The organism is Tsukamurella sp. PLM1 (genome assembly GCF_023168325.1).
Classification (GTDB): Bacteria; Actinomycetota; Actinomycetes; order Mycobacteriales; family Mycobacteriaceae; genus Tsukamurella.
This window is the reverse complement of sequence record NZ_AP025688.1, coordinates 41,029-60,965: the sequence shown is the minus strand read 5'-3', so window position 1 is coordinate 60,965 and position 19,937 is coordinate 41,029. Positions and strand designations below refer to the sequence as shown.

Here is a 19,937-nt window from a genome sequence, read left to right as displayed (position 1 = left end):
ATACTGGAGGGGTGACGGATCTCGACCACGCGCCGTCTTCGGCGGCTCCCGCGCAGCCGGAGCAGGCCCAGCGCACCTTCCTCGACGTCGGCGGAATGACCTGCGCCGCGTGCGTCGGCCGGGTCGAGCGCAAGCTCAACAAGCTCGACGGGGTACGCGCCGTGGTCAACCTGGCGACGCGGACGGCTACCGTCGAGCACGCGCCGACGGTGACCGTCGAGCAACTGACCGGCACCGTCGAGGCCGCGGGGTACACCGCGGCGCCCAAGTCCCGAACCCGCGCCGCGCGATCCTCGCCGAGGAGCGCGAGCGACGCGACGTGCTGCGCCGGCTGGTGGTCTCGCTGGTGCTGTTCGTCCCGGCGGCCGACCTGTCGATCGTGCTCGCGACCATCCCGTCCACGCGCTTCCCCGGCTGGCAGTGGGTGCTGCTCGCGCTGAGCCTGCCGGTGGTCACGTGGGGTGCGTGGCCGCTGCACAAGCGCGCGTTCCTCGGCGCGCGGCACGGCGCGGCGACGATGGACACGCTGGTCTCGGTCGGCATCATCGCGGCCACCGCGTGGTCGCTGGTCACGGTGCTCACACCGGGCCGGGAGCGGCCCGACCCGCATGGCCTGTGGAACGCGATCCTCACCGCCGACCCGATCTACCTCGAGGTCGCGATGGGCGTAACCGTCTTCGTGCTCGCCGGCCGGTACTTCGAGGCCGCCGCCCGCGCGAAGGCGGCGTCGGCGCTGCGGGAGCTCGCGACGCGCGGGGCGCGCGAGGCGACGGTGCTGGTCCGTGACGGTTCCGAACTGCGGATCCCCGTCGGGGAGCTGCGCGAGGAGCAGCTCTTCGTGGTCCGCCCGGGCGAGACCTTCCCGACGGACGGCATCGTCGAATCCGGGTCGGCGTTCGTCGACAACTCGGCCATGACGGGCGAGTCCCGGCCCGTCCCCGCGGGCGTCGGCGACGCGGTGGTCGGCGGCACGGTCTGCCAGGACGGTCGGCTGACGGTCCGCGCGACGGCCGTCGGCGCGGACACCACGTTCGCAGCGATGCTGCGGCTGGTGGAGGACGCGCAGGCCACGAAGGCGCGGATGCAGCGCCTCGCCGACCGGGTGTCCGCGATCTTCGTGCCGTGCGTCTTCGCCATCGCGGCGCTGACCTTCGTGGGGTGGTTCCTCGGCAGCGGCATCGACGCGGCGGTCAAGGCCGCCATCGCCGTGCTCGTGATCGCCTGTCCGTGCGCGCTGGGCCTCGCGACGCCCGTCGCGTTCATGGTGGCATCCGGCCGGGGCGCGCAGTTGGGCGTGTACGTCCGCGGGCACCAGGCGCTCGAGGCCACCGAGACCATCGACACCGTGGTGTTCGACAAGACCGGCACTGTGACCACCGGCCAGCTCGAGGTCGCCTCCGTGACGGTGGCGCCCGGCTTCACCGAGGACGCGGTTCTGCGCCTCGCGGGCGCCGTCGAGGCCGCGTCCGAGCACGCCGTGGCCCGGGCCGTCGTGGCCCGCGCCGCTGCCGACCTGCCCGCCGTCGACGAGTTCCGGGCCGTACCCGGCCTCGGCGCGTCCGGCACCGTCGACGGTACGACGGTGCGCGTCGGCTCGCCGCGGTTCGTCGAGCCCGGGACGCTCGCGGAGGCCGTCTCCGCTGCGGCCGAGTCCGGGCGGACCGTCGCCGTCGTCGAGGTCGACGGTGCCGTCGCCGCCGTCCTCGAGGTGGCCGACACGATCAAGGCGGACGCCGCGGACGCCGTCGCCCGGTTGCATGACGCCGGGATCCGGACCGTGCTGCTCACCGGCGACAACGCCGCCGCGGCTGCGAAGGTCGCCGCGCTCGTGGGCATCGACGACGTGCGGGCGGACGTGCTGCCGGACGGCAAGGTCGAGGCCATCCGTGCCCTCCAGGCCGAGGGGCGGCGGGTCGCGATGGTGGGTGACGGCGTCAACGACGGACCGGCCCTCGCCGCCGCCGACCTGGGGCTGGCCATGGGCACCGGTACCGACGTGGCGCAGGGCGCCGCCGACGTGGTGCTCATGCGCGAGGAGCTGTCCGCGGTACCCGACGCGCTGGGCCTCGCCCGCGCCACGCTGAAGACCATCAAGACCAACCTCGTGTGGGCGTTCGGCTACAACGTGGCGGCGATCCCCGTGGCCGTCGCCGGCCTGCTGAACCCGCTCATCGGCGCCGCCGCGATGGCCTTCAGCTCGTTCTTCGTGGTGTGGAACAGCCTGCGCCTGCGGAAGTTCGGCGCGACCTAGCCGCGCAGGCGTGAGGTGCAGACATGTTCGCCGAACACGCAATGCCAAGTCTGCATAGCCTTGTTCTCGCAGGTCAACGCCGTATTTGCTGAGGCACGTCATGCGGATTCCGCATAGCCCCCGCGAGCCCGACGACCCACAGATCAGGTGGGGTATGCCGATTCTGCATGACCTCACCGCCAAGAAGCACCGTGACCTGCGGAAACACGGGTATGCGGAACCGGCATAACAGTCGCCGTGAACAACCGCTCGATACCGGGCCGCACAGCACCGTCCGGACCGCGGGCAAGCGGGACGGCTCAGAGCAGCTCGGGCTCGGAGTCCTCGTCGCGGTTGGCCCAGGCCCAGTGCAGGACGAGGCCGAGGGTGACGAGGGCGATGGCCGCTTCGTCGGTGGCCCAGGCCACGACACCGCCGACGAACTGGTCGCGGTGCAGATCCGTCATCCACGCGAAGTCCAGGTACAGGTACAGGCGCGACCCGACGAGCCCGTCCATCGTCATCACGATCAGCGCGAACACCATGGTGATCGGCATCATCGCCAGCAACATCCCGATGCGGCCGATGAACGGCAGCTCGCCCGGCACCGGGTCGATCTGGAACACGCGCCAATAGAACAGGAAGCCCGTGAACAGCAGCGCCGCGTAGATCGCGAGGTGGCCCCAATGGTAGCGGCCGATGGCGTCGAACAGCGGGGTGAAGTACAGCCCGTACAGCACCGCGGCGAACAGACCGAGCTGCACCACGGGCCGCATCAGCACCGCGAACGAACGCGACCCGAGCACCGTCTCGAGCCACCGCGCGGGCGCCCCCGTGAGCGTGTCGCGCAGCAGCGTCACCGGTGCGCCGAGCAGCAGGAACACCGGCACGATCGAGGTCATCAGCATGTGCACCACCATGTGCACGCTGAACATCGCGTTGGAGTAGGTCCGCAGCCCGGAGCTGGTCAGAGTGAGCAGCGCGGCGCAGCCCGGTAGGAACAGCGCGGTGCGGTACCACGGCCAGTTCGTGGTGCGCCGCACCAGCAGCAGGTATCCGACAGCCAGCGCGATCGCGAACGGCGCGAGGTTCAGGTCGGGACGCCAGTTGCCGAGGAAGGCCATCGCGCTCGGCGGATCCGGCAGGTTGTACCCGAGGAAGTTCTCCCCCACCGTGGGGCGCGAGCGCAGGAACGGCGGCGGCGTCAGCTCGGACGCCGCGATCGCGGTGCCGAACGCGGCCGTCACCAGCGCAGCAGCCACCGGCAGGGCGCGCAACCAATGCGCCGCGCCCGCCGCGACCAGCAGCGCGCCGGTGGCGAGCAGCAGCAGGCCGTACCAGGTGACCCACAGGTCGGAGCCCGGCGCCATGACCACGGCGATCACGATGCCGTTGAGCACCGCCACCGCGGCGAACAGCGGGCCTATCCAACGCCGCTCGGGGCGCGCCGGCAGCCGCACCGCCGACCACAGCCCGCCGAGCCACAGGGCGGCGGCCACCGCGAGGGTGGTCAGCGCCGCGGTCGTGTAGTCGTGGTTCCAGTTCTGCGCCTCGTTCGCGGTGACGACCGTGGCGAGCAGGCCCACCACCGCCGGCAGCAAGATCCACAGGTGCGCCATCCAGGAGATCCCGGTCCGCAGCGCGATGTGCACGATCACCGCGCACACCAGCGACACGATCCAGCCCTTGGCGGTGTCCGACGCCGAGATCAGCGTGGTCAGGCCACCGACCCGGTACGTCGCGACCAGGTCCTGCGCGGCGCTCTCCGCGGCGGCGAGGAAGACCATCGGGAGCGAGACGACCGCCCAGACGGCGGCGTACCGTCGGGCCTGCAGCTGCGTGAGATACCCCCGCAACCCCAGCTCCCCCGTATCGAGGGCCTTCGTGCGGAAGACGGCGTACGTGACGGCGCCGAAGGTCAGCGCCGCGGCAACGGTGCCGATCAACCGGCCCACCGCGGCCCCGTACGCGGTGAGCGCGCCGGGGTAGGCGTTGCCGTTGACGAGGTAGCGCAGCTCGCCCTCGGTGGCGATCAGCCAGAACACCACCGCAAGCGCGGCGGCCGAGCCGATCGCGAGCCCCGCGAGCCCGCCCCTGGGCGCCCCGACCGGACGCTGCTCAGGAGCGGGGGCCGCCTCCTGCGCCACCGCGGACAAAGCTACTTCGCGTCCTTGATCTTCTTCACGGACTTGTCGAAGAACGAGTCGAACTCGCCGCGGTCGGGGTCGCCGCCGAGCTTGGTGCCCTGCACCGCGACGGTGTAACCGCGCAGCGACGCGACACCGAACAACACCTTCTGGTGCACCGGGAACGACTCGGTGCCCTTGGTGCGGGTGCCGTCGACAGCGATCTCGAAGGTGGCCTTCTGCGTGCTCGACGCGACCTCCTTGGTGATCGCGCGGACCTTGACGGTGCCGCCGCGGGGATCGTTCGCCTCGATCGTCACGTCGGAGCACAGCTTGAGCAGCCCGACCTTGAGCGTGTCGACGTCGGCCTCCTTGGCCACGAGCGACTCGCTCAGGGTCTTGCGGTCCTTGTCGTTCACGCCGGCCACGGTGTTCTCGCCCTGGTCGGAGTTCTTGGCTGCCGAGAGCAGGTTCTTGCACTCGGGCGGGTCGACCTTCGCCGTCTGCACCAGCGTCAGCGGGTCGGCGCCCAGCTCGTTGGCGAGGCGCTGCTGCGGCGCGGGGATGATGATGTATCCGCTGGGGAAGTCGCTGGAGTTCACCAGCAAATCGCTCACCGGCACGGTGGGCTTGGTGGTGGTTTCGGGGTCGGCGACGGCGACACCACCGGTCAGGCCGGCGACCAGCGCGGTCGCGGCGGTGAGGGTGGCGGCACGACGCAGGCCCGCTCGCTTGAGGTCAGTGTTCGCGTTCATCGATTCCTCTATCCGTTCTCCGTGCCCCGCCGTTACCGCGCCGCGGCCCGGCTACGCATGGCGATCATCACAAGCGCGGCCGCCGCCACCGCGATCTCCGCAGCCGCGAACACGATCATCAACGTCATCCAGGGCTGCATCGAGCCCATCGAGTGCCCCATCGCGCCCATGTCCATGCCCGGCATCGAGTGGTCCATGCCCGCCATCGAGCCGTGCCCCATCGCCGACATCAGGACCGGGTGCAGCGCGATCATGATCGCGCCCATTGCGCCGGTCGGACCCAGGCGCTCACCGTCGGGTTGCGGAACAGGCACACCGAGCAGTGCGCGCACCCGATGAGCATCGCCGCGACGATGATCGACACCACCCAGCTGTTGTCGCCGAGCATGGGGATGTGCACCAGCGAGGTGGCGAGCGCGACGGCCGCGCCGATCCAACCCCAGATCCGGATGGTGCGCGACGTTCCTGCCGTGTCCCCGTGCTTGTGCATCACGCGGGCCATCCTACCTGGGAAGACGGGTTCCACAGAATCCCCGTCACCGCCCCGGCGTCGACCGCCCACCGCCGGCCGCCGCGGCTTGACGCTGCGATCAGCCGCGTGATCGACTGGTTGCAGTAGAACGGCGTTACGAATCAGCGCGCACCGCACTCGATCGATCGGATCGGTTCACCGATGAACGCGAAGCAGCTCGGCGCCGTGATCGCGGCCGCCGCCACCTTGGCCACCCTCACCGCCTGCGGGTCCGACGGTGCCGACGACAGTTCGGTGGTCTTCTCCCCGACGGTCGGCGACGAGTACACCGCGAACCCGGGGGCCGTGCAGACCGACGGCGTGCCCGTCCCCGAGAAAGGCGTCACGATGGTGGGCGACCCCGTCGCCGCGCAGGCCGTGGCGAACGCCGGGCTGCAGCAGGGCACCGTCACCGCGTCGAACGACGACACCACCGTCTACTACCCGATGGCCCCGGCAGTGCCCGGGTTGCCCGTGGCCCCGCAGGACGTGGCCCCGCCCCCGCCACCCTTCACCCGGCCCGTGAACACGCGGCCGTGGAATTACACGCAACACCAGATCGCCGTGTACCGGCAGATCTGCGAGACCGGGCGTTACAACGACTGGGAGGCCGGCGTCGAGGTGCAGTCGCAGAGCTGCTGGACGATCTACGGCCGCCAGCTGGGCGTGCGCCCCTGGTACCCCGGTCAGCCGAAGCCGTGGGAGCGCCCGGGTTGGCCGAAGCCGTGGTTCGAGGCCGGGTTCCGCGCGGACGTCCCGGTGTTCTGGGTGTACCCCAAGAACTGGTCGAAGCCGCGGACGCAGCCGCTGATCTCGGTGTCGATCGGGCTGAACGTGCCCGACAACCCGCACAAGCGGCCCGCCCCGCAGTTCGACGAGCCCTATTACCCCGTCTGGGCCGTGACCCCCGGCCGTCCCGTCGCGGCCCGCGACCAGGCGCGGGTAGTCGGTCCGTGGTCGCCCGCGTACGGCTCGGCGGACCGCGCGTACGTGGCCCCGCCCACGTACCCCGGGGTCGTGCTCGCGCCGCTGCCCACCACCGACCGGGCCGAGGTGGTGACCGCCGTGCCGGGCAGTGACGTGGTCGGCAACCCGTACCGCGATGCGACGGTGCTCGTCCCCACCGCCGCGGCCATCGCCGGGGCCACCGTGTCGAACGGTTCGCGCGCGACGCTCGCGGAGGTCCTGGGCGACGACGTGGACGTGACCGTCGCGACCAGCACGTCGAAGAAGCGGTCGAAGACCACCACGACGACGACCACGCGTACCTCCGAGGCGACGGTCGCACCGGCGACACCGCGCTCGACGACGGCACCGTCCACCGCGGTGACCACCACGGAGCGGACCACGACGAAACCGGCCACGACGACGAGGACGACCACGGCGAAGTCCACGTCGAAGACGTCGACTGCGGACTCGGCGGCGACGACAACGACGAAGAGAACGACGACGGCACCGTCGAAGACCACGACCACCCCGAAGGCGACCACGACGCCGAAGCGCACGACGACCGCACCGTCGACGACGAAGCGGGCCACGACGACGAAGGCCGCCACGACGACGACCACGACCCCCGCGCGGTAGCGGGCGCGCCCCTAGATCCGGCGGGCCAGCCCGACGCGCGCGAGCGTCCCGACCAGCCGCAGGGTGCGGCCGATCTGCCGGGGCGAGGCCATGATGGTGCGCTTGTGGGTGTGCCCGGCGGGCGCGACGGGCTTACCGTCGAGCCGGTCGGCGAGCCAGCCCAGCAGCATCGGCGCCGAGAGGAAGTGCATCGAGAAGTGGTCGCTCCACTGATCGGTGCGGTACTCGACGTGCGTGCCGCCGGACGCGTACCGCTCGACGTGCGCCGTGGCGTCGTCGGCGGGCGAGATCTGGTCCTTGGTGGACTGGACCACCAGCATCGGGACCGTCGGCGACGACTGGCCGGGCCGGATGTCGTCGAAGATCTCCAGCAGCTTCGGCAGCTTCGCGATCTCCTCGAAGGTGATGCCGTCGCAGTAGTAGCCGAAGTCCTTGTGCGCCATCTTGCGGATCGCGCGTTCGGGCGACCAGTCGAGGGCGTCCTCGTAGAAGAGCTTGCGGCCCTTGTCGTCCACGTGCTCGGCGAGCACCTCGCGCAGCGTCGGGTACTCGCGGGCGAGCGCAGCGATGACCAGCGTGGGCAGGCCCGTGAACAGGGTGTTGTTGAGGTAGACGAACACGTTGCCCGGGTCGGAGACGGGCGCGCCCACGGCCCCGGCGATCAGGTTCAGTTCCGGGGCGTACGACGGTGCGATCTCCGCCGCCCACGAGGTGGCGAGTCCGCCGCCCGAGTAGCCCCAGACGCCGAGGCGCGTGCCCGCCGCGAGGCCGAGGGGCGCGTGCGAGAGCGCGGCCCGCAGGCCGTCGAGCACCATGTAACCGGGCTCGCGGGGGATGCCCCAGCGGCCGGCCTGGCCGCCGTGGTCGGGCACCGAGACGGTCCAGCCCTTGGCGACGGCCGCGGCGATGAACAGGTACTCGATCTGCGGGAACGACGCATCCTCGGTGCGCACGCCGTGCTGCAGCACGTACGAGGGAAAGGTCTTGGGGTGCAGCGAGTCGATGGCGCACTGGTACGAGACGAGCGGCGCGCCGGGCTTCGCCCCGCGGGCCGGGCTGATCACCGTGGTCACGGTGACTTCGGGAACTCCGTGCATGTTGACGGTGCGGTACAGCAGCTGGGTGGCGCGCACCTTCTGCTTGATCCGGCCGAGGAAGCCGATCGAGACGTCGCGGTACCGCAACACTGTGCCCACGGGCACGTCCTCGAAGCCCGACGGTGCCTCGAAGAACGGGTCGTCTCCCACCATCCGCGGCTCTGCGGGAGCGGGCCACTGCTCGGCGAGCGCGGGGTCGAGCTGCGCGAGTCCGGTCTCGAACTCGGTGCCGGTCTGCACGGCGGTCATTGCTCATCCTCCTGATCGGGGGTTCGCAGCGACTGTACACGCACTTGGGACAGATCTGAAGAATCTGTCCCACCAGGCGGCGGCGCGTTGCATGAACATCCCGTGAACCGCCCTCCGGTGTGCCTGCAAACGGCTATTCTTCACTTCGCTCCATAGACGATTCGAGGTGATCCGCCGTGGCCCCTGGCGACCGAGTGCAGCTCCGCGACGAGCTGCTGAGCTTCGGGACGGTGCTCAGCACCGACGACGAGGCGGTGTCCGTCAAGCTCGACGACGGCCGCGCCGTCGCGGTCCACCGCGAGTCCGTGGTCCTGCTCTGACAGGGATCGGCGCCGGTCAGGCGACGCCGGCGCCCAGCAGCGTGAGCGTGTTGCGCATGGACGCCAGTACAGGCTCGGCCGAGAGCGTCGGGTCGACCGCGCGCTGGATACCCAGCCCGATCGCCGCCGCGAGCAGTAGGTCCGCGGTCGCCTCCAGCTCGTAGAGCTCCACCTCAGCAGCGAACTGCGCATCATCGGGGTCGCTTCCGCGCAGCATGTCCCGGAGCATCTCGACGATGGTGCGGTGCGCCGCGGTCCGCAGCTCCACCACCATCGCGCCGAGCTCGGGGTCGTTGCGGGTCACCGTCACGAACTCGAGCTCGAGCATCGTCCAGCCCACGTCCCCGACGGTGCGCTCGACCCACTCCTCGAGCGCGTCGATGCGCTCCGACAACTCCCCGGCCCACTGACCAGTGCCGAGAGCTCGCCCACCTTCTCCTCGTGGATCCCCTGCAGCACCTCACGGCACAGGTTCGGCTTGTCCACGAAGTTCGAGTAGACCGCGCCCTTGGAGTACCCGGCCCGGTCTGCGATCTCCTCCAGCCCGGCCGCGGCGTAGCCGACCTCCAGGAACCGCTCGCGCGCGGCGATCAGCAGATCCGCGCGGGTCTGGGCGCGCTGTTCCACCCGGGTGAGCCTGGCCATGCGAAACAGGGTACCGCGAAGCGGTATTCAAAAACTGTCGGTATTCCGATACTGTGTGTCTAATCAGCCCGAGAAAGGCCTCCATGTTCCCGTTCGGATCCTCCGCCCACCTCGCCCGGCTCGACGGTGCGCTCATCCTCGTCACCGGCGGCGCGCGCGGCATCGGCGCAGCGACCGCCCGCCTGTTCGCCCAGCACGGCGCGCACGTGCTCTGGGCGACGTCGACCTCGACGTCGCCGAAGAGACGGCATCGTCGATCCCCGGCGCCCGCGCGCTGCGGCTGGACGTGACCGACCGCGACTCCTGGGCCGCCCTCCTCGCCGAGACCGGCCCCATCGACGTCCTGGTCAACAACGCCGGCGTCATGCCGCTCGGGAGATTCGAGACCGAGGCGGAGGCCACGACGGACCTGATCCTGGACGTCAACGTGCGCGGCATGCTGAACGGCATGCGCGCGGTGGTCCCCGGCATGGTCGACCGCGGCCGCGGTCACGTCGTGAACGTCGCGTCGATGGCGGGGATGATCCCGATCCCCGGCATGGTCACCTACAACGCCAGCAAGTTCGCTGCGCTCGGCGCCTCGCTCGCCGCACGCCGCGAGTACGACGGGACGGGCGTCGCGATCTGCGCGATCCTCCCGTCGGCGGTGCGGACGGAACTCTCCTCCGGCGCGCAGCTCGGCGGCGGCATGCCCACCGTGGACCCGGAGGACGTGGCGGCCGCCGTGCTCGACACCCTGCGCACCCGCGCGGCGCGCACCTCCGTTCCGAAGTGGGTCGCACCCGGCTGGAGCCTGGTGGAGGCGTTCGTCCCCGAGCCGATCGAGCGCCTGGCGCGCACACTGATCGACGACCGCCGCACGCTCGCACTCGACGCCGCGGCTCGCAAGGCCTACACCGACCGGATGGACCGGCACGCGTCCGCCCACGCCGCCGGCGAGGAGGCGGCCCGGTGACGCGCGCGCTGGTCATCGGCTGCGGCGGAACCATCGGCGGCGCCTGGACGATCGCGGCCCTGGCCGCCCTCGAGGATCGGCTCGGCATCGACGTCCGCGACTTCGACCTACTGCAGGGCACCTCCGCCGGGTCCGAGATCATCACCGCGCTGCAGAAGTTCTCGGTACCGGATCTGGTGGCGATGCAGGAGGGCAGGTCGGAACACCCCGCGCTCTCGCGCCACCTCGCGGCCACGCCGGCGTCGCTGCCGCGCATCCCGTTCTCCCCGCCCGCGGACCCGTCCACCCTGTGGACCCGCCGCGGCGGGCACGCCCCGCTCACCGGCATTGCGCCCCGCGGCCGGGGCGATGCCACCTGGCTGACGGAGCTGGCGGAGGCCGCCGTCGGTCCCGGCGCGCCGGTGCCGCCGGGCGTCCGTCTCGTGGCCTACGAGCCCGCCACGGGCGAGCGCGTCGCGTTCGGCGCGCCGGGCACCCCGGAAGCGACTGCGGCGGAGGCGCTGCGGGCGTCCTGGGCGATCCCCGCGTGGATGCCTCCGGTGCAGATCGACGGTCGCACGTTCGTGGACGGGGGCGCCGCCTCCACCGCGTCGGTCGACCTGATCGCGCCCCAGGACGCCGACGAGATCGTCGCCGTCGTCTCCATGGCTTCGGCGCCCGGCGTTCGCGGCCCCGGCATCGGCGGCCTGATCGAGTACGGCGCGCTGAGAAGACCGATGTCGCATGTGTTCTGGGACGAGGTCGCCGTCGCGCGGGCCCGGGGGCAGAAGGTCACCGTCATCGCGCCCGACGGTACCGACCTGGCCGGGCTGGGACCGAACTTCATGGCCCGCGGGCATCGCGCGACGGCGTTCGCCTCGGCCCGCCGCACCGCACCGGCGGCCGTGCGCCGCGGACTCGAGGAGGCCCGATGAGCGAACCCCGCGTCGTCGTGATCGGGGCCGGCGTGGCCGGCATCTCGACCGCACACGTCCTGCAGCAGAACGGCTTCACCGACTGGGTGGTCCTGGAGAAGGGCTCCGACGTGGGCGGGGTCTGGTACTGGAACCACTATCCGGGCCTCACCTGCGACGTCCCATCGCAGATCTATCAGTTCGCGTTCGCCCCGAAGGCCGACTGGGAGCGGGTGTGGGCCACCGGACCGCAGATCCAGCAGTACCACCGCGACGTTGTCGACCGGCTGGGCCTGCGCGACCGGATCCGCTGCGACACCGAGGTGCTCGCCGCGGAGTTCGACGACGTCTCCGGCACGTGGACGCTCACCCTGAACACCGGCGAGACTATGGTGGCGGACTTCGTGGTGTGCGCGACGGGCGTCCTGCACAACCCGTCGATCCCGGACATCGAGGGCCTCGCGGATTTCGACGGCGACGTGGTGCACACCGCCCGCTGGGACGATTCGCTGGTCACCGACGGCCGCCGGATCGCGGTCATCGGTACGGGATCGACGGGCGTGCAGGTAGTTTCGGCGCTGCAGCCGAAGGCGGCCCACCTCACGCACTTCGTCCGCTCACCGCAGTGGGTGCTGTGGGCGCCGATGTGGCTGCCCCAGCTGGGCCTCGTCTCCGAGGCGTTCAAACGCGTTCCGGGGCTGCTGGATCAGACCCACCGGGCGCTGCTGTGGGCCTCCGGGATCCTGGCCGACGTGGTGACCACGCCGTCGTGGCGGCGCCGCGCGGTGCAGGCGTACGCCCGGCTCTCGCTCCGCGCCCAGGTGCCGGAGCCGCTGCGCGAGGGCCTGCGCCCCGACGACGAGCCGCTGTGCAAGCGGCAGGTCGTCTCCGGCAGCTACTACCGGGCCGTCAAGGCGCGCAACGCCTCCCTCGTCACCGAGGGCATCAGCCGGGTCGAACCGGCCGGCGTCCGCACCGCCGACGGCGCGCTCCACGAGGCGGACCTGCTGGTGCTCGCCACCGGCTTCCGCGCGCACGACTACATGCGGCCGATGCGGGTCACGGGGCGCGACGGCATCACCCTCGACGCCGCATGGGCCGACGGTCCGCGGGCGTACCGGATGACCGCGATCCCCGGCTTACCCAACCTGTTCACGGTGCTGGGCCCCAACTCTCCGACGGGCTCGATCTCGCTGCAGTACTCGGCCGACCTCACCGCGAAGTACATCGCACAGTGGCTGGACCGGTTCCGCCGCGGCGAGATCGACCGGGTGGAGGTGACCGAGGAGGCCACGGCCGAATTCAACCGGCAGGTCGCCGAGGCCATGGGCCCCACGGTGTGGAACACCGGCTGCAACTCCTGGTACCTGACCGAGGGCGGCGGAATCGACCTGTGGCCCTTCGACCGCGCGACGATGGATCGCATGCTCGCCGCTCCGGACGACGCGGACTTCCACGTGCGCAGCACAGCGACCCGCGGCTGACAGGCGGTCCACGGCTCACCACCAACCGGGTCGTGCGGGCGGACGCCCGGCGCCGGGTCGTCGCCGTCTACGGGAGGCGGACCGCGCGCTCGCCCCCGCCATCGCGATCCGATGAGGTACGACGCTGCGATTGCAGGCAAGATCGAGGTGTGAGATTCCTGAGTCAACCCCTACGCCGCGATTGGTGCATTTCGGGCGGTTCGGTGCTGGGGGTCGTAGGCCGTCCGGGTCTGCCAGCATGCCCAGATGATGCGCAGCCAGGACCGTCCGAGGGTGCGCAGGGCGTGTGGGTGACGCTGCCCGCGGGCGCGGGCGTCGGCGTAGCGTTGCCGGGCCCAGGGGTCGCCGTGGCGGCTGTTGTCGAACCAGGTGTGCAGGGCTTGGCGGGCGCGCCGGTTGGTGGCGTGCCGGAACCCGACGACGTGGCTTTTGCCGGAGGCGCGGGTGATCGGCGCGATGCCGGTCTCTGCGGCGAGTTGGTCGAAGCTGGTGGCGCGTTCGAGGATCGGTCCGACCTCGCCGATGACCTGCGCGAGATTCAGCGTGCCGATGCGCGGAAGATCTGCAAGCACAGCCGCATAGGGGTGCTGCGCAACTTTCCTGCGATAGCCTTGTCGAGCTCGTCGATGCTGGCTTGCAGCGCTCGGACGACATTGACCTGGGCGGTAATCACCTGCCCGATGACCTCGTCGCCGATGATGCCGACCGGTGTCGGTGCCGTCCGCAGGCGAGCGAGCAGCTCAGCGCCGGGACGGCGTCCGCTGTAGCCGTGCTTGGCGCAGAACGATTCGAGTTGCTTGGCGGTGAGCTTCGCCGCGGAGGCGGCGGTCGGGTAGCGGGTGAGGAACGCCAGGGCGATCGCCGAGTGCAGAGCGGCGAACACGGTTTTGCCGCCGGGCCAGTACTGATCGAGCAGGGCCGCGAGCTGGTTGACCGCCGCGATCCGCAGCTCCAGCTGATCGCCACGAGCACGCGTCAGGGCTTGCAGCTCCAAGGTTGCCGGTCGGGTGGGTCGCAACCTGGCCAGGCGGTGCCCGTCGGTGCGGGCGTAGTCGGCGAGCTTGAACGAATCCCCCGGGTCGGTCTTCGCCCGTGCAGCACCCCACCGCGGGCGAGCGGCATGGAAAGCGTTGGGATGCACCGGAATCACCGGATGACCCGCCGCAGTCAATCGGTCAACGACCAGACCGCGGGTGGTCTCGATCGCCACCGGAAGATCCGCAGGGTCACCGACCTCGGCCAACCGGGCGATCGCAGCGGAGATCCCAGCCTCGGAATGCGGTACCGCCGAACGATGCACCTTGACGCCGTTGTCGTCGATAACAGTCATGTCATGGGCTGTGTTGCCCCAGTCCCAGCCGACGAACATACAACTCTCCCTCGCACGTCATCACGAGATCTGCTCGGAGTGGGGAGACGCTGCCGGAAGCTCACTAATCGGCCCTCTACGGGGCGTGTTCCTGATGCCGGTCCGCGGCTCCCGGCCCGGCGGAGCCGGCAGTACTCACACTGGCCCTCGAAGGGCATGCACGATAGGCCGTGCACCCGCCGGAACCGAGAGATCACAACCATACCGAACATGGCTGCAGAAAGGATCGTGCCCTAGTGAGCACCGACCGAAAGCCGGCCACCCAGTGGGGCGACCGCGATCAGCGCCGGATCGACATCATGCGGTCCGGCGAGCGCCTGCTCCGCGCGGGCGGTTACAACGCGCTGCGCATGCGGGACGTGGCGGACGGGGCCGGGATCTCCCTCGGCGCCGTCTACACCTACTTCGCGAACAAGGAGACCCTGTTCATCGGGCTGTTCGCCGACCACGTCACCCGGATGACCGCGCGGCTGCGCCCGCAGATCGAGGGAGCCGCCGACTTCGCGGAGGCGTTCACCGCGGTGGCGAACGCGTACCGCGCCGACTACCCGGTGTTCGGTCGCCAGTTCGACGCACTGTCCCTGGTCCAGGATGCGGCGGCGCTGGAGCCCGCGGTCGAGCAGCAGCTGCGCGACGCCACGGGCCGCCTGGTGACGATGCTGGGCGAGGCCCTCGCCCGGTCGGGCTACGCCGGTGACGTCCGGCCGGCCATGGCGGTCCTCTGGTCGACGGTGACCGGCCTCGCCAACCATTACAGCACCGCGCGGAAGGACTTCCTCGGGGTCGGCTGGGACGAAGCGGTCGCCTTCGCGGCCGACCTGCTGGGCCGCGACCTCGGGGTCGAGCGCGGTCCGGGCACGTGAGCCGGCTCCGCAGGCTGCTGTGGTCGGCGGTGATCGCCCTGATCGGGCTGTTACCGAGTACGCGCGTTACCGCAACGCCGTGGGCCGCGCAGAGGTCGCGGACCGGGTTCCGGCCTACGGGCACCGGACGTCCCTGCCGCCGATAGCTCTCGCGCTGGGCGGGCGCAGCGCGGCCGGCCGGTACTCCGCCGCCTGGTTCCTGGTGCCCTGACCGTGGTCAGGCCCCGTCACCCGCGGCGACGGTGCCCTCCGTGCCGGCGGGCCCGACGGTACCGTCGGGCCGCCCGACGGTGCGCGAGCACCGCACCGCCGCCACCGATTTCAGGACCGCGGCGAGGACGGGCGCACCGAGCACCATGCCGAGCAGGCCTGCGACCGTGCCGCCGATCATCGTCGCCAGCAGCACCGAGACGGGGTGCAGGCGGAGCGAGGAGCCCAGGGCCCAGAGCTGACCGCGCTCTGGATCGTGCCGTTGGAGATCACGAAGGTGATGCCGATGACCAGGGCCGCGGTGGGGCCGCCTGACCCGAACGCGATGAGCACGGCGAATACGCCCGTGATCCACGCACCGACGAACGGGACGAAGGACAGGAAGAAGTAGAGGACGAAGATCGGCACCGCCAGCGGTACCCGCAGCAGCAGGAGCGGCACCATGAAGATCGGCGCGGTCATCACCGCGGTGATCGCCGTGCCGCGGAAGTATCCGAGTACCGACACACGCGAGAGCGCCACCACCTCGTCGACCTCGTTCTCGGCGAGCGCGGTGCTGCGGGCCAGCCAACCCGGGAAGGCATGTCCGTCGCGGAGCACGAAGAACAGGAAGAAGAGGGCGAAGAACATGCCGATGACCAGGGACACGGCACCGTAGAACGTGCTGGTCACCACGCCGAGCGCGCCCTGTCCGAGTGGACCGATGTGCTGCTCGACGGCGGCGCGCACGTGCTCGAGCCACTGCGAGTCCAGGTCCAGCTCGCGTGCCCACACGACGAAGGCGTCCCACCCGCTGCGCAGCTGACGGTGGATCTCCGGCAGCTGGCCCACGAACCCGCGGACCAGGACGGCGACGGTACCCGCGCCGAGCGCGACCGCGCCTGACAACGTGAGCACCGTGGCGATGGTGGCGGGGACGCCCCGGCGCCGTAGGGCCTGCGAGACGGGTTCGAGAACGATTCCGAGGATGACCGCGATCACCAGCGGCACGAGGATTCCGCTGATCGCGCTGACGGCCGCTGCGGCGATGGCCGCCAGCACGACGATGCCCACCAGGTACCAGCTGGCCGCCCCGGCCCGGCGCAGGAGCGACGCTGTCGGGTGCTCCCCGGTTCGCGCGGTCTCGGGGTCGACATGGCGCTGCCCTTCACTCGGTACCGAAGCGGAACGATACCGGACGACACCGCCGGAATCGGGTATCGATGCAGGTGGCGGCTGACGGCGGCGCTGAACCGGCGCGGACTCGTCCGCGCCGCCGCGTTCCGGGGTGTGCCTCTCGATCACATCGGATCCTTGACAGACGCCTGGCCGCGCGGCATTCTGAACCTTGTTCATTAATGAACCTTGTTCAGATTGGAGCCGCGATGGCCGCGCCCTCGCTCCTCGGACGCCTGTCCAGCCCACGCCGGGAGACCGATCCGCATCGTCTCGCCCAGGCCGTGGCCGGGCGCACGGTCCTGGTCACCGGCGCCTCGTTCGGGCTCGGCGCCGCCACCGCCGAGCTCTTCGCCGCCGCCGGCGCCACCGTCCTGCTCGTCGCGCGCACCGCCGACAGGCTCGAGGAGGTCGCCGCGCGGATCCGGGCGGCGGGCGGCACCGCCCACGTCCTCTCCGCCGATCTCACGGATCCGCGCGCGGTCGAGGACCTCGCGACCGCGATCGTCGGCCGACACGGCGCGCCCGACATCGTGATCAACAACGCGGGCAAGTCGATCCGCCGCTCGCTCACCCTGCAGCTCGACCGGCCGCAGGACTTCGAGCGCACCGTCGACATCAACTACCTCGGCCCCGTCCGCCTGCTCCTGCGCCTCGTCCCCGCCATGACCGACGCCGGCGGCGGCCGCATCGTCAACATCTCGACGGTGGGCGTCCGCATGCACCCCGGGCCGCGGTGGGGCGCATACCAGGCGTCGAAGGGCGCCTTCGACGTCTGGTTCCGCAGCGTCACACCGGAACTGCGGGCCCGCAACATCAGCGCGACGTCGATCTACATGGCGCTGATCCACACCCGCATGAGCGCGCCCACACCCAGCATGCGCCGGCTCCCCGGCCTGGACCCGGCGCATGCCGCGCAGATCGTGGCCGCCGCCGTGGTCGACGGTCCGCGCTCGCTCGCCCCGTGGTGGTCGTGGCCGCTGGACGTCGCCTCCACCGTCGCCGGCGGCGCCTTCTCCGCCGCGTACACGCTGGCCTTCCGGTTCGGGGAGGACTCGCCGTCCGCCCGCGCGAACGCGGAGGTGCTGCGATGAGCGCCGTCCCCGAGATCGCCCGCGCGCTCCTCGGATCGGGTGTCCTGATCCCGCCGGCGCCCCGGCGGTGGCCCGCGATCGTGCGCGGGATCGGCGCCGGCTCGCCGGGATTCGTCACGCTGCTGCGCGTGGCCGCGGCGCGCACACCGGCCCGCGTCGCACTCGTCGACGACGAGGGTGTGCTCACCTACGAAGACCTCCTCGAAGAGGTCGGCGCAGCGGCCACCGCACTGCACCGGACGCACGGCGTCGGCCCCGGCGGGACCGTCGGTATCCTGTGCCGCAACAGCCGTCGCTTCGTGGTCTCGCTGCTCGCGACGGCATCGCTCGGTGCGGACGTGCTCCTCCTCAACACCGACTTCCGCGGCCGCGCGCTCGCCGCGTCCCTCGAGGGCCACGACGTCCGGCTCGTGATCGCCGACGCGGAGTTCACCGGAGTTCTCAGCGGAATCCCGCAGACCACGATCGCCTCCGCCGCCCTCCGCGATCGCTGGGGCACCGTCGAACCCGCACCTCGCGAGGGCCGGCTCATCCTGTTGACTTCTGGGACCACGGGCACGCCGCGCGGCGTGCCGCGCGATCCGGCACCGTCGACCCTGCTCGGGATGACCGCGAGCGTCATCGCCCGCACCGGCGCGCACATCGGCTACCGCACCGCGGTGGCCGTACCCTTCTTCCACGCCTTCGGCCTCGCGGCCCTCGCCCTCACCCTGGGCCTTGGCGGCACGGTGATCACGCAGTCGCGCTTCGAACCCGCCGCCGCCCTGCAGCGGGCCGCCGCGCACGCCGCCGACGCACTCATGGTGGTCCCCGCCATGCTCGCCCGCATCCTCGACAGCGCTCCCGGCGAGCGGGTTCCGCCCGTCGTCCTGAGCGGTGGGTCCGCACTGCTCCCCGCGCTGGCGGACCGGTTCACGGCGCGGTTCGGCGACGTCCTGTTCAACGGCTACGGCTCCTCCGAGGTCGCCCTCGCCACCCTCGCGACCCCGGACGACCTGCGGCAGGCTCCGGGCACCGTCGGGAGGCCGGTCGCGGGGCGACCGTCCGGGTGCTCGGCCCCGACGGTGCTCCGGTTCCCGCCGGAATCACGGGGCGCATCTTCGTCGGCGGGCGCCCGGCCGTCGGCCGGTACACGGGCGGCCCCGACAAGAGCAGCGTCAACGGACTGATCGCGACCGGCGACCTCGGCCATCTCGACCGGCACGGGCTGCTGCACGTTGCCGGCCGCGACGACGACATGATCGTCAGCGGCGGCGAGAACGTCTACCCACGTGCCGTCGAGAACGCCCTCGCAGCACACGCGGACGTCGCGGATTCCTGTGCGCTGGGCGTCGCCGACGCGCAGTACGGCCAGCGCCTCGTCGCGCTCGTGGAAGCGGATCCCGACCGCCTGACCGAGGAGTCGCTCCGCGACTACCTGCGCGGATCGCTGTCCCGATTCGAGCAGCCCCGCGACATCCGTTTCGTCGGCGCGATCCCGCGCAATGCGGCGGGCAAAGTCGACCGGCGCGCGGCCGCAGCGCTGCTCATCAGCCTCGAGGCGGAAGGGGCCTCCCGATGACGATCCACCTGTTCGATGTAGCACCGCTGCGCCCCCGGGAGGCGGCGAGGTACCCACCCTCGCGCTCGTCGTCGTCGACGGTGACCGCGTGCTCGCCGTCGACGCCGGCTTCCCGGCCTCGGTCTTCGAGGACCCGTCCCGGATCGGCTTCGAGCGCTTCTTCCTGCGGCTTCCGCACCGTCCGGAGGCCTCGCTGCTGTACCGCCTCGCGTCGATCGGATTGCGCCGAGAGGACCTCACCGGCATCGTGCTCACCCACCTGCACAGCGAGCACGCGGCGGGGATCGTGGACTTCCCCGATGCCACCGTGCACGTCGCGGCAACGGAGCTCGAGACCTCCCGTTCCGGCTCTCTCCGCGCGCGGATCTCATACCGCTCCCGGTTCTTCGAGCACGGTCCGCGCTGGCACCCGCACGCAGGGACGGCTGACTGGCTCGGAGTCAACGGCTGCTCCTGGATCACCGACGACGTCGTGCTCGTGCCGCTCCCCGGGCACACCGTCGGGCACTGCGGCGTGGCGGTGCGGCTCGAGGACGCCTGGCTGCTGCACACCGGCGACGCCGGATACGGCGATCCGCGCACGGGCGCACCCGCCGCGTTCCCGCTCGCACAGTACGAACGGATCTCGATGGCCGCACCCGATCTCCAGGCCGCCACCCGGGAGACACTGCGGCGCTTGGCCGCCCGTAACGACATCCACACGATCTCGTCGCACCGCCACCCGCCCCGTCTCCCGCTCGTCGTCGCGGAGGCCACCGAACGGAGTACCCGGTGACTGTCACCATCGAACGCATCACGATCGATTCGGAGCCCGCCCCCTTTGAGGCGCTCGTTGC

Annotated in this window: 21 protein-coding genes and 2 pseudogenes; 12 read left to right on the top strand and 11 right to left on the bottom strand. The window is 71.3% G+C overall.

Annotated features, from left to right (window positions below; all coding sequences use genetic code 11):
• Nucleotides 1-11: 11 nt before the first annotated feature.
• Nucleotides 12-2,251 (top strand): annotated as a pseudogene (locus tag MTP03_RS00340) (heavy metal translocating P-type ATPase).
• Nucleotides 2,252-2,550: 299 nt separating this feature from the next.
• On the opposite strand, the gene MTP03_RS00335 reads toward MTP03_RS00340, so the two are convergent.
• From MTP03_RS00335 to MTP03_RS00320, 4 genes are read right to left on the bottom strand one after another with little or no spacing between them, the layout of a single operon-like run.
• Nucleotides 2,551-4,377, bottom strand: coding sequence for a cytochrome c oxidase assembly protein (locus tag MTP03_RS00335; protein ID WP_248490088.1), 1,827 nt, complete (start codon nt 4,375-4,377; stop codon nt 2,551-2,553).
• A gap of 11 nt (nt 4,378-4,388) precedes the next feature.
• A complete protein-coding gene (locus MTP03_RS00330; RefSeq protein ID WP_248490087.1) occupies nt 4,389-5,111 on the bottom strand; it encodes a hypothetical protein in 723 nt (240 codons plus the stop codon).
• Between the two features lie 32 nt (nt 5,112-5,143).
• Nucleotides 5,144-5,377 carry a hypothetical protein gene (locus MTP03_RS00325; protein WP_248490086.1) on the bottom strand — a complete coding sequence of 78 codons (234 nt, stop codon included), beginning with the start codon at nt 5,375-5,377 and terminating at the stop codon, nt 5,144-5,146.
• Nucleotides 5,362-5,604, bottom strand: coding sequence for a hypothetical protein (locus tag MTP03_RS00320; protein ID WP_248490085.1), 243 nt, complete (start codon nt 5,602-5,604; stop codon nt 5,362-5,364). Before MTP03_RS00320 ends, MTP03_RS00325 begins: the two co-directional genes overlap by 16 nt.
• Nucleotides 5,605-5,784: 180 nt before the next feature.
• Here MTP03_RS00320 and MTP03_RS00315 point away from each other — a divergent pair, with 180 nt between their 5' ends.
• Nucleotides 5,785-7,206 carry a hypothetical protein gene (locus tag MTP03_RS00315; protein ID WP_248490084.1) on the top strand — a complete coding sequence of 474 codons (1,422 nt, stop codon included), beginning with the start codon at nt 5,785-5,787 and terminating at the stop codon, nt 7,204-7,206.
• A gap of 11 nt (nt 7,207-7,217) precedes the next feature.
• Here the strand turns inward: MTP03_RS00315 and MTP03_RS00310 are convergent, their stop codons facing one another.
• Nucleotides 7,218-8,552 (bottom strand): lipase family protein, encoded by a 1,335-nt coding sequence (locus MTP03_RS00310; protein ID WP_248490083.1) that lies wholly within the window; start codon nt 8,550-8,552, stop codon nt 7,218-7,220.
• 176 nt (nt 8,553-8,728) lie between these two features.
• On the opposite strand from MTP03_RS00310, the gene MTP03_RS00305 reads away from it, so the two are divergent.
• Nucleotides 8,729-8,872, top strand: a complete 144-nt coding sequence (locus MTP03_RS00305) for a hypothetical protein (RefSeq protein ID WP_248490082.1) — start codon at nt 8,729-8,731, stop codon at nt 8,870-8,872.
• A 16-nt stretch (nt 8,873-8,888) separates the two neighbouring features.
• Here the strand turns inward: MTP03_RS00305 and MTP03_RS00300 are convergent, their stop codons facing one another.
• Nucleotides 8,889-9,266 carry a hypothetical protein gene (locus tag MTP03_RS00300; protein ID WP_248490081.1) on the bottom strand — a complete coding sequence of 126 codons (378 nt, stop codon included), beginning with the start codon at nt 9,264-9,266 and terminating at the stop codon, nt 8,889-8,891.
• Nucleotides 9,179-9,517: a TetR/AcrR family transcriptional regulator gene (locus MTP03_RS00295; RefSeq protein ID WP_248490080.1), complete on the bottom strand. Its 339-nt coding sequence runs from the start codon at nt 9,515-9,517 to the stop codon at nt 9,179-9,181. Before MTP03_RS00295 ends, MTP03_RS00300 begins: the two co-directional genes overlap by 88 nt.
• 83 nt (nt 9,518-9,600) lie before the next feature.
• Between MTP03_RS00295 and MTP03_RS00290 the strand changes: the two are divergent.
• From MTP03_RS00290 to MTP03_RS00280, 3 genes and pseudogenes are all read left to right on the top strand, one after another.
• Nucleotides 9,601-10,472, top strand: a pseudogene (locus MTP03_RS00290) (SDR family oxidoreductase).
• Nucleotides 10,469-11,386: a patatin-like phospholipase family protein gene (locus tag MTP03_RS00285; protein ID WP_248490079.1), complete on the top strand. Its 918-nt coding sequence runs from the start codon at nt 10,469-10,471 to the stop codon at nt 11,384-11,386. The pseudogene MTP03_RS00290 and the gene MTP03_RS00285 overlap by 4 nt, the downstream one beginning before the upstream one ends.
• Nucleotides 11,383-12,849 (top strand): NAD(P)/FAD-dependent oxidoreductase, encoded by a 1,467-nt coding sequence (locus MTP03_RS00280; protein WP_248490078.1) that lies wholly within the window; start codon nt 11,383-11,385, stop codon nt 12,847-12,849. The genes MTP03_RS00285 and MTP03_RS00280 overlap by 4 nt, the downstream gene beginning before the upstream one ends.
• A gap of 170 nt (nt 12,850-13,019) precedes the next feature.
• On the opposite strand, the gene MTP03_RS00275 is transcribed toward MTP03_RS00280, so the two are convergent.
• Together MTP03_RS00275 and MTP03_RS00270 are read right to left on the bottom strand one after the other, a co-directional pair.
• Entirely contained in the window at nt 13,020-13,421 is a 402-nt protein-coding gene (locus tag MTP03_RS00275; protein WP_248490077.1) for a transposase, read from the bottom strand.
• Nucleotides 13,388-14,218, bottom strand: a complete 831-nt coding sequence (locus MTP03_RS00270; protein ID WP_248490076.1) for an IS110 family transposase — start codon at nt 14,216-14,218, stop codon at nt 13,388-13,390. Before MTP03_RS00270 ends, MTP03_RS00275 begins: the two co-directional genes overlap by 34 nt.
• Nucleotides 14,219-14,454: 236 nt before the next feature.
• Between MTP03_RS00270 and MTP03_RS00265 the strand changes: the two genes are divergently transcribed.
• Nucleotides 14,455-15,081 (top strand): TetR/AcrR family transcriptional regulator, encoded by a 627-nt coding sequence (locus MTP03_RS00265; protein WP_248490075.1) that lies wholly within the window; start codon nt 14,455-14,457, stop codon nt 15,079-15,081.
• A 79-nt stretch (nt 15,082-15,160) separates the two neighbouring features.
• Entirely contained in the window at nt 15,161-15,292 is a 132-nt protein-coding gene (locus MTP03_RS22490) for a hypothetical protein (RefSeq protein WP_256465195.1), read from the top strand.
• A gap of 6 nt (nt 15,293-15,298) precedes the next feature.
• Here the strand turns inward: MTP03_RS22490 and MTP03_RS00260 are convergent, their stop codons facing one another.
• The gene (locus MTP03_RS00260) at nt 15,299-15,487 is read right to left on the bottom strand and encodes a hypothetical protein (protein ID WP_248490074.1); all 189 of its coding nucleotides are present in this window, start codon (nt 15,485-15,487) and stop codon (nt 15,299-15,301) included.
• Nucleotides 15,469-16,575: an AI-2E family transporter gene (locus MTP03_RS00255; RefSeq protein WP_248490073.1), complete on the bottom strand. Its 1,107-nt coding sequence runs from the start codon at nt 16,573-16,575 to the stop codon at nt 15,469-15,471. Before MTP03_RS00255 ends, MTP03_RS00260 begins: the two co-directional genes overlap by 19 nt.
• 53 nt (nt 16,576-16,628) lie before the next feature.
• On the opposite strand from MTP03_RS00255, the gene MTP03_RS00250 reads away from it, so the two are divergent.
• The 4 genes from MTP03_RS00250 (at nt 16,629) to MTP03_RS00235 (ending at nt 19,876) form a co-directional block, all read left to right on the top strand.
• Complete coding sequence (locus MTP03_RS00250) at nt 16,629-17,540, top strand: SDR family NAD(P)-dependent oxidoreductase (protein ID WP_371820839.1); 912 nt, start codon at nt 16,629-16,631, stop codon at nt 17,538-17,540.
• Complete coding sequence (locus MTP03_RS00245; protein WP_248490071.1) at nt 17,537-18,709, top strand: AMP-binding protein; 1,173 nt, start codon at nt 17,537-17,539, stop codon at nt 18,707-18,709. Before MTP03_RS00250 ends, MTP03_RS00245 begins: the two co-directional genes overlap by 4 nt.
• A 68-nt stretch (nt 18,710-18,777) precedes the next feature.
• Nucleotides 18,778-19,101, top strand: a complete 324-nt coding sequence (locus MTP03_RS00240; protein WP_371820838.1) for a hypothetical protein — start codon at nt 18,778-18,780, stop codon at nt 19,099-19,101.
• A gap of 88 nt (nt 19,102-19,189) precedes the next feature.
• Nucleotides 19,190-19,876, top strand: coding sequence for an MBL fold metallo-hydrolase (locus MTP03_RS00235; RefSeq protein ID WP_248490070.1), 687 nt, complete (start codon nt 19,190-19,192; stop codon nt 19,874-19,876).
• The last annotated feature ends 61 nt before the right edge of the window (nt 19,877-19,937 follow it).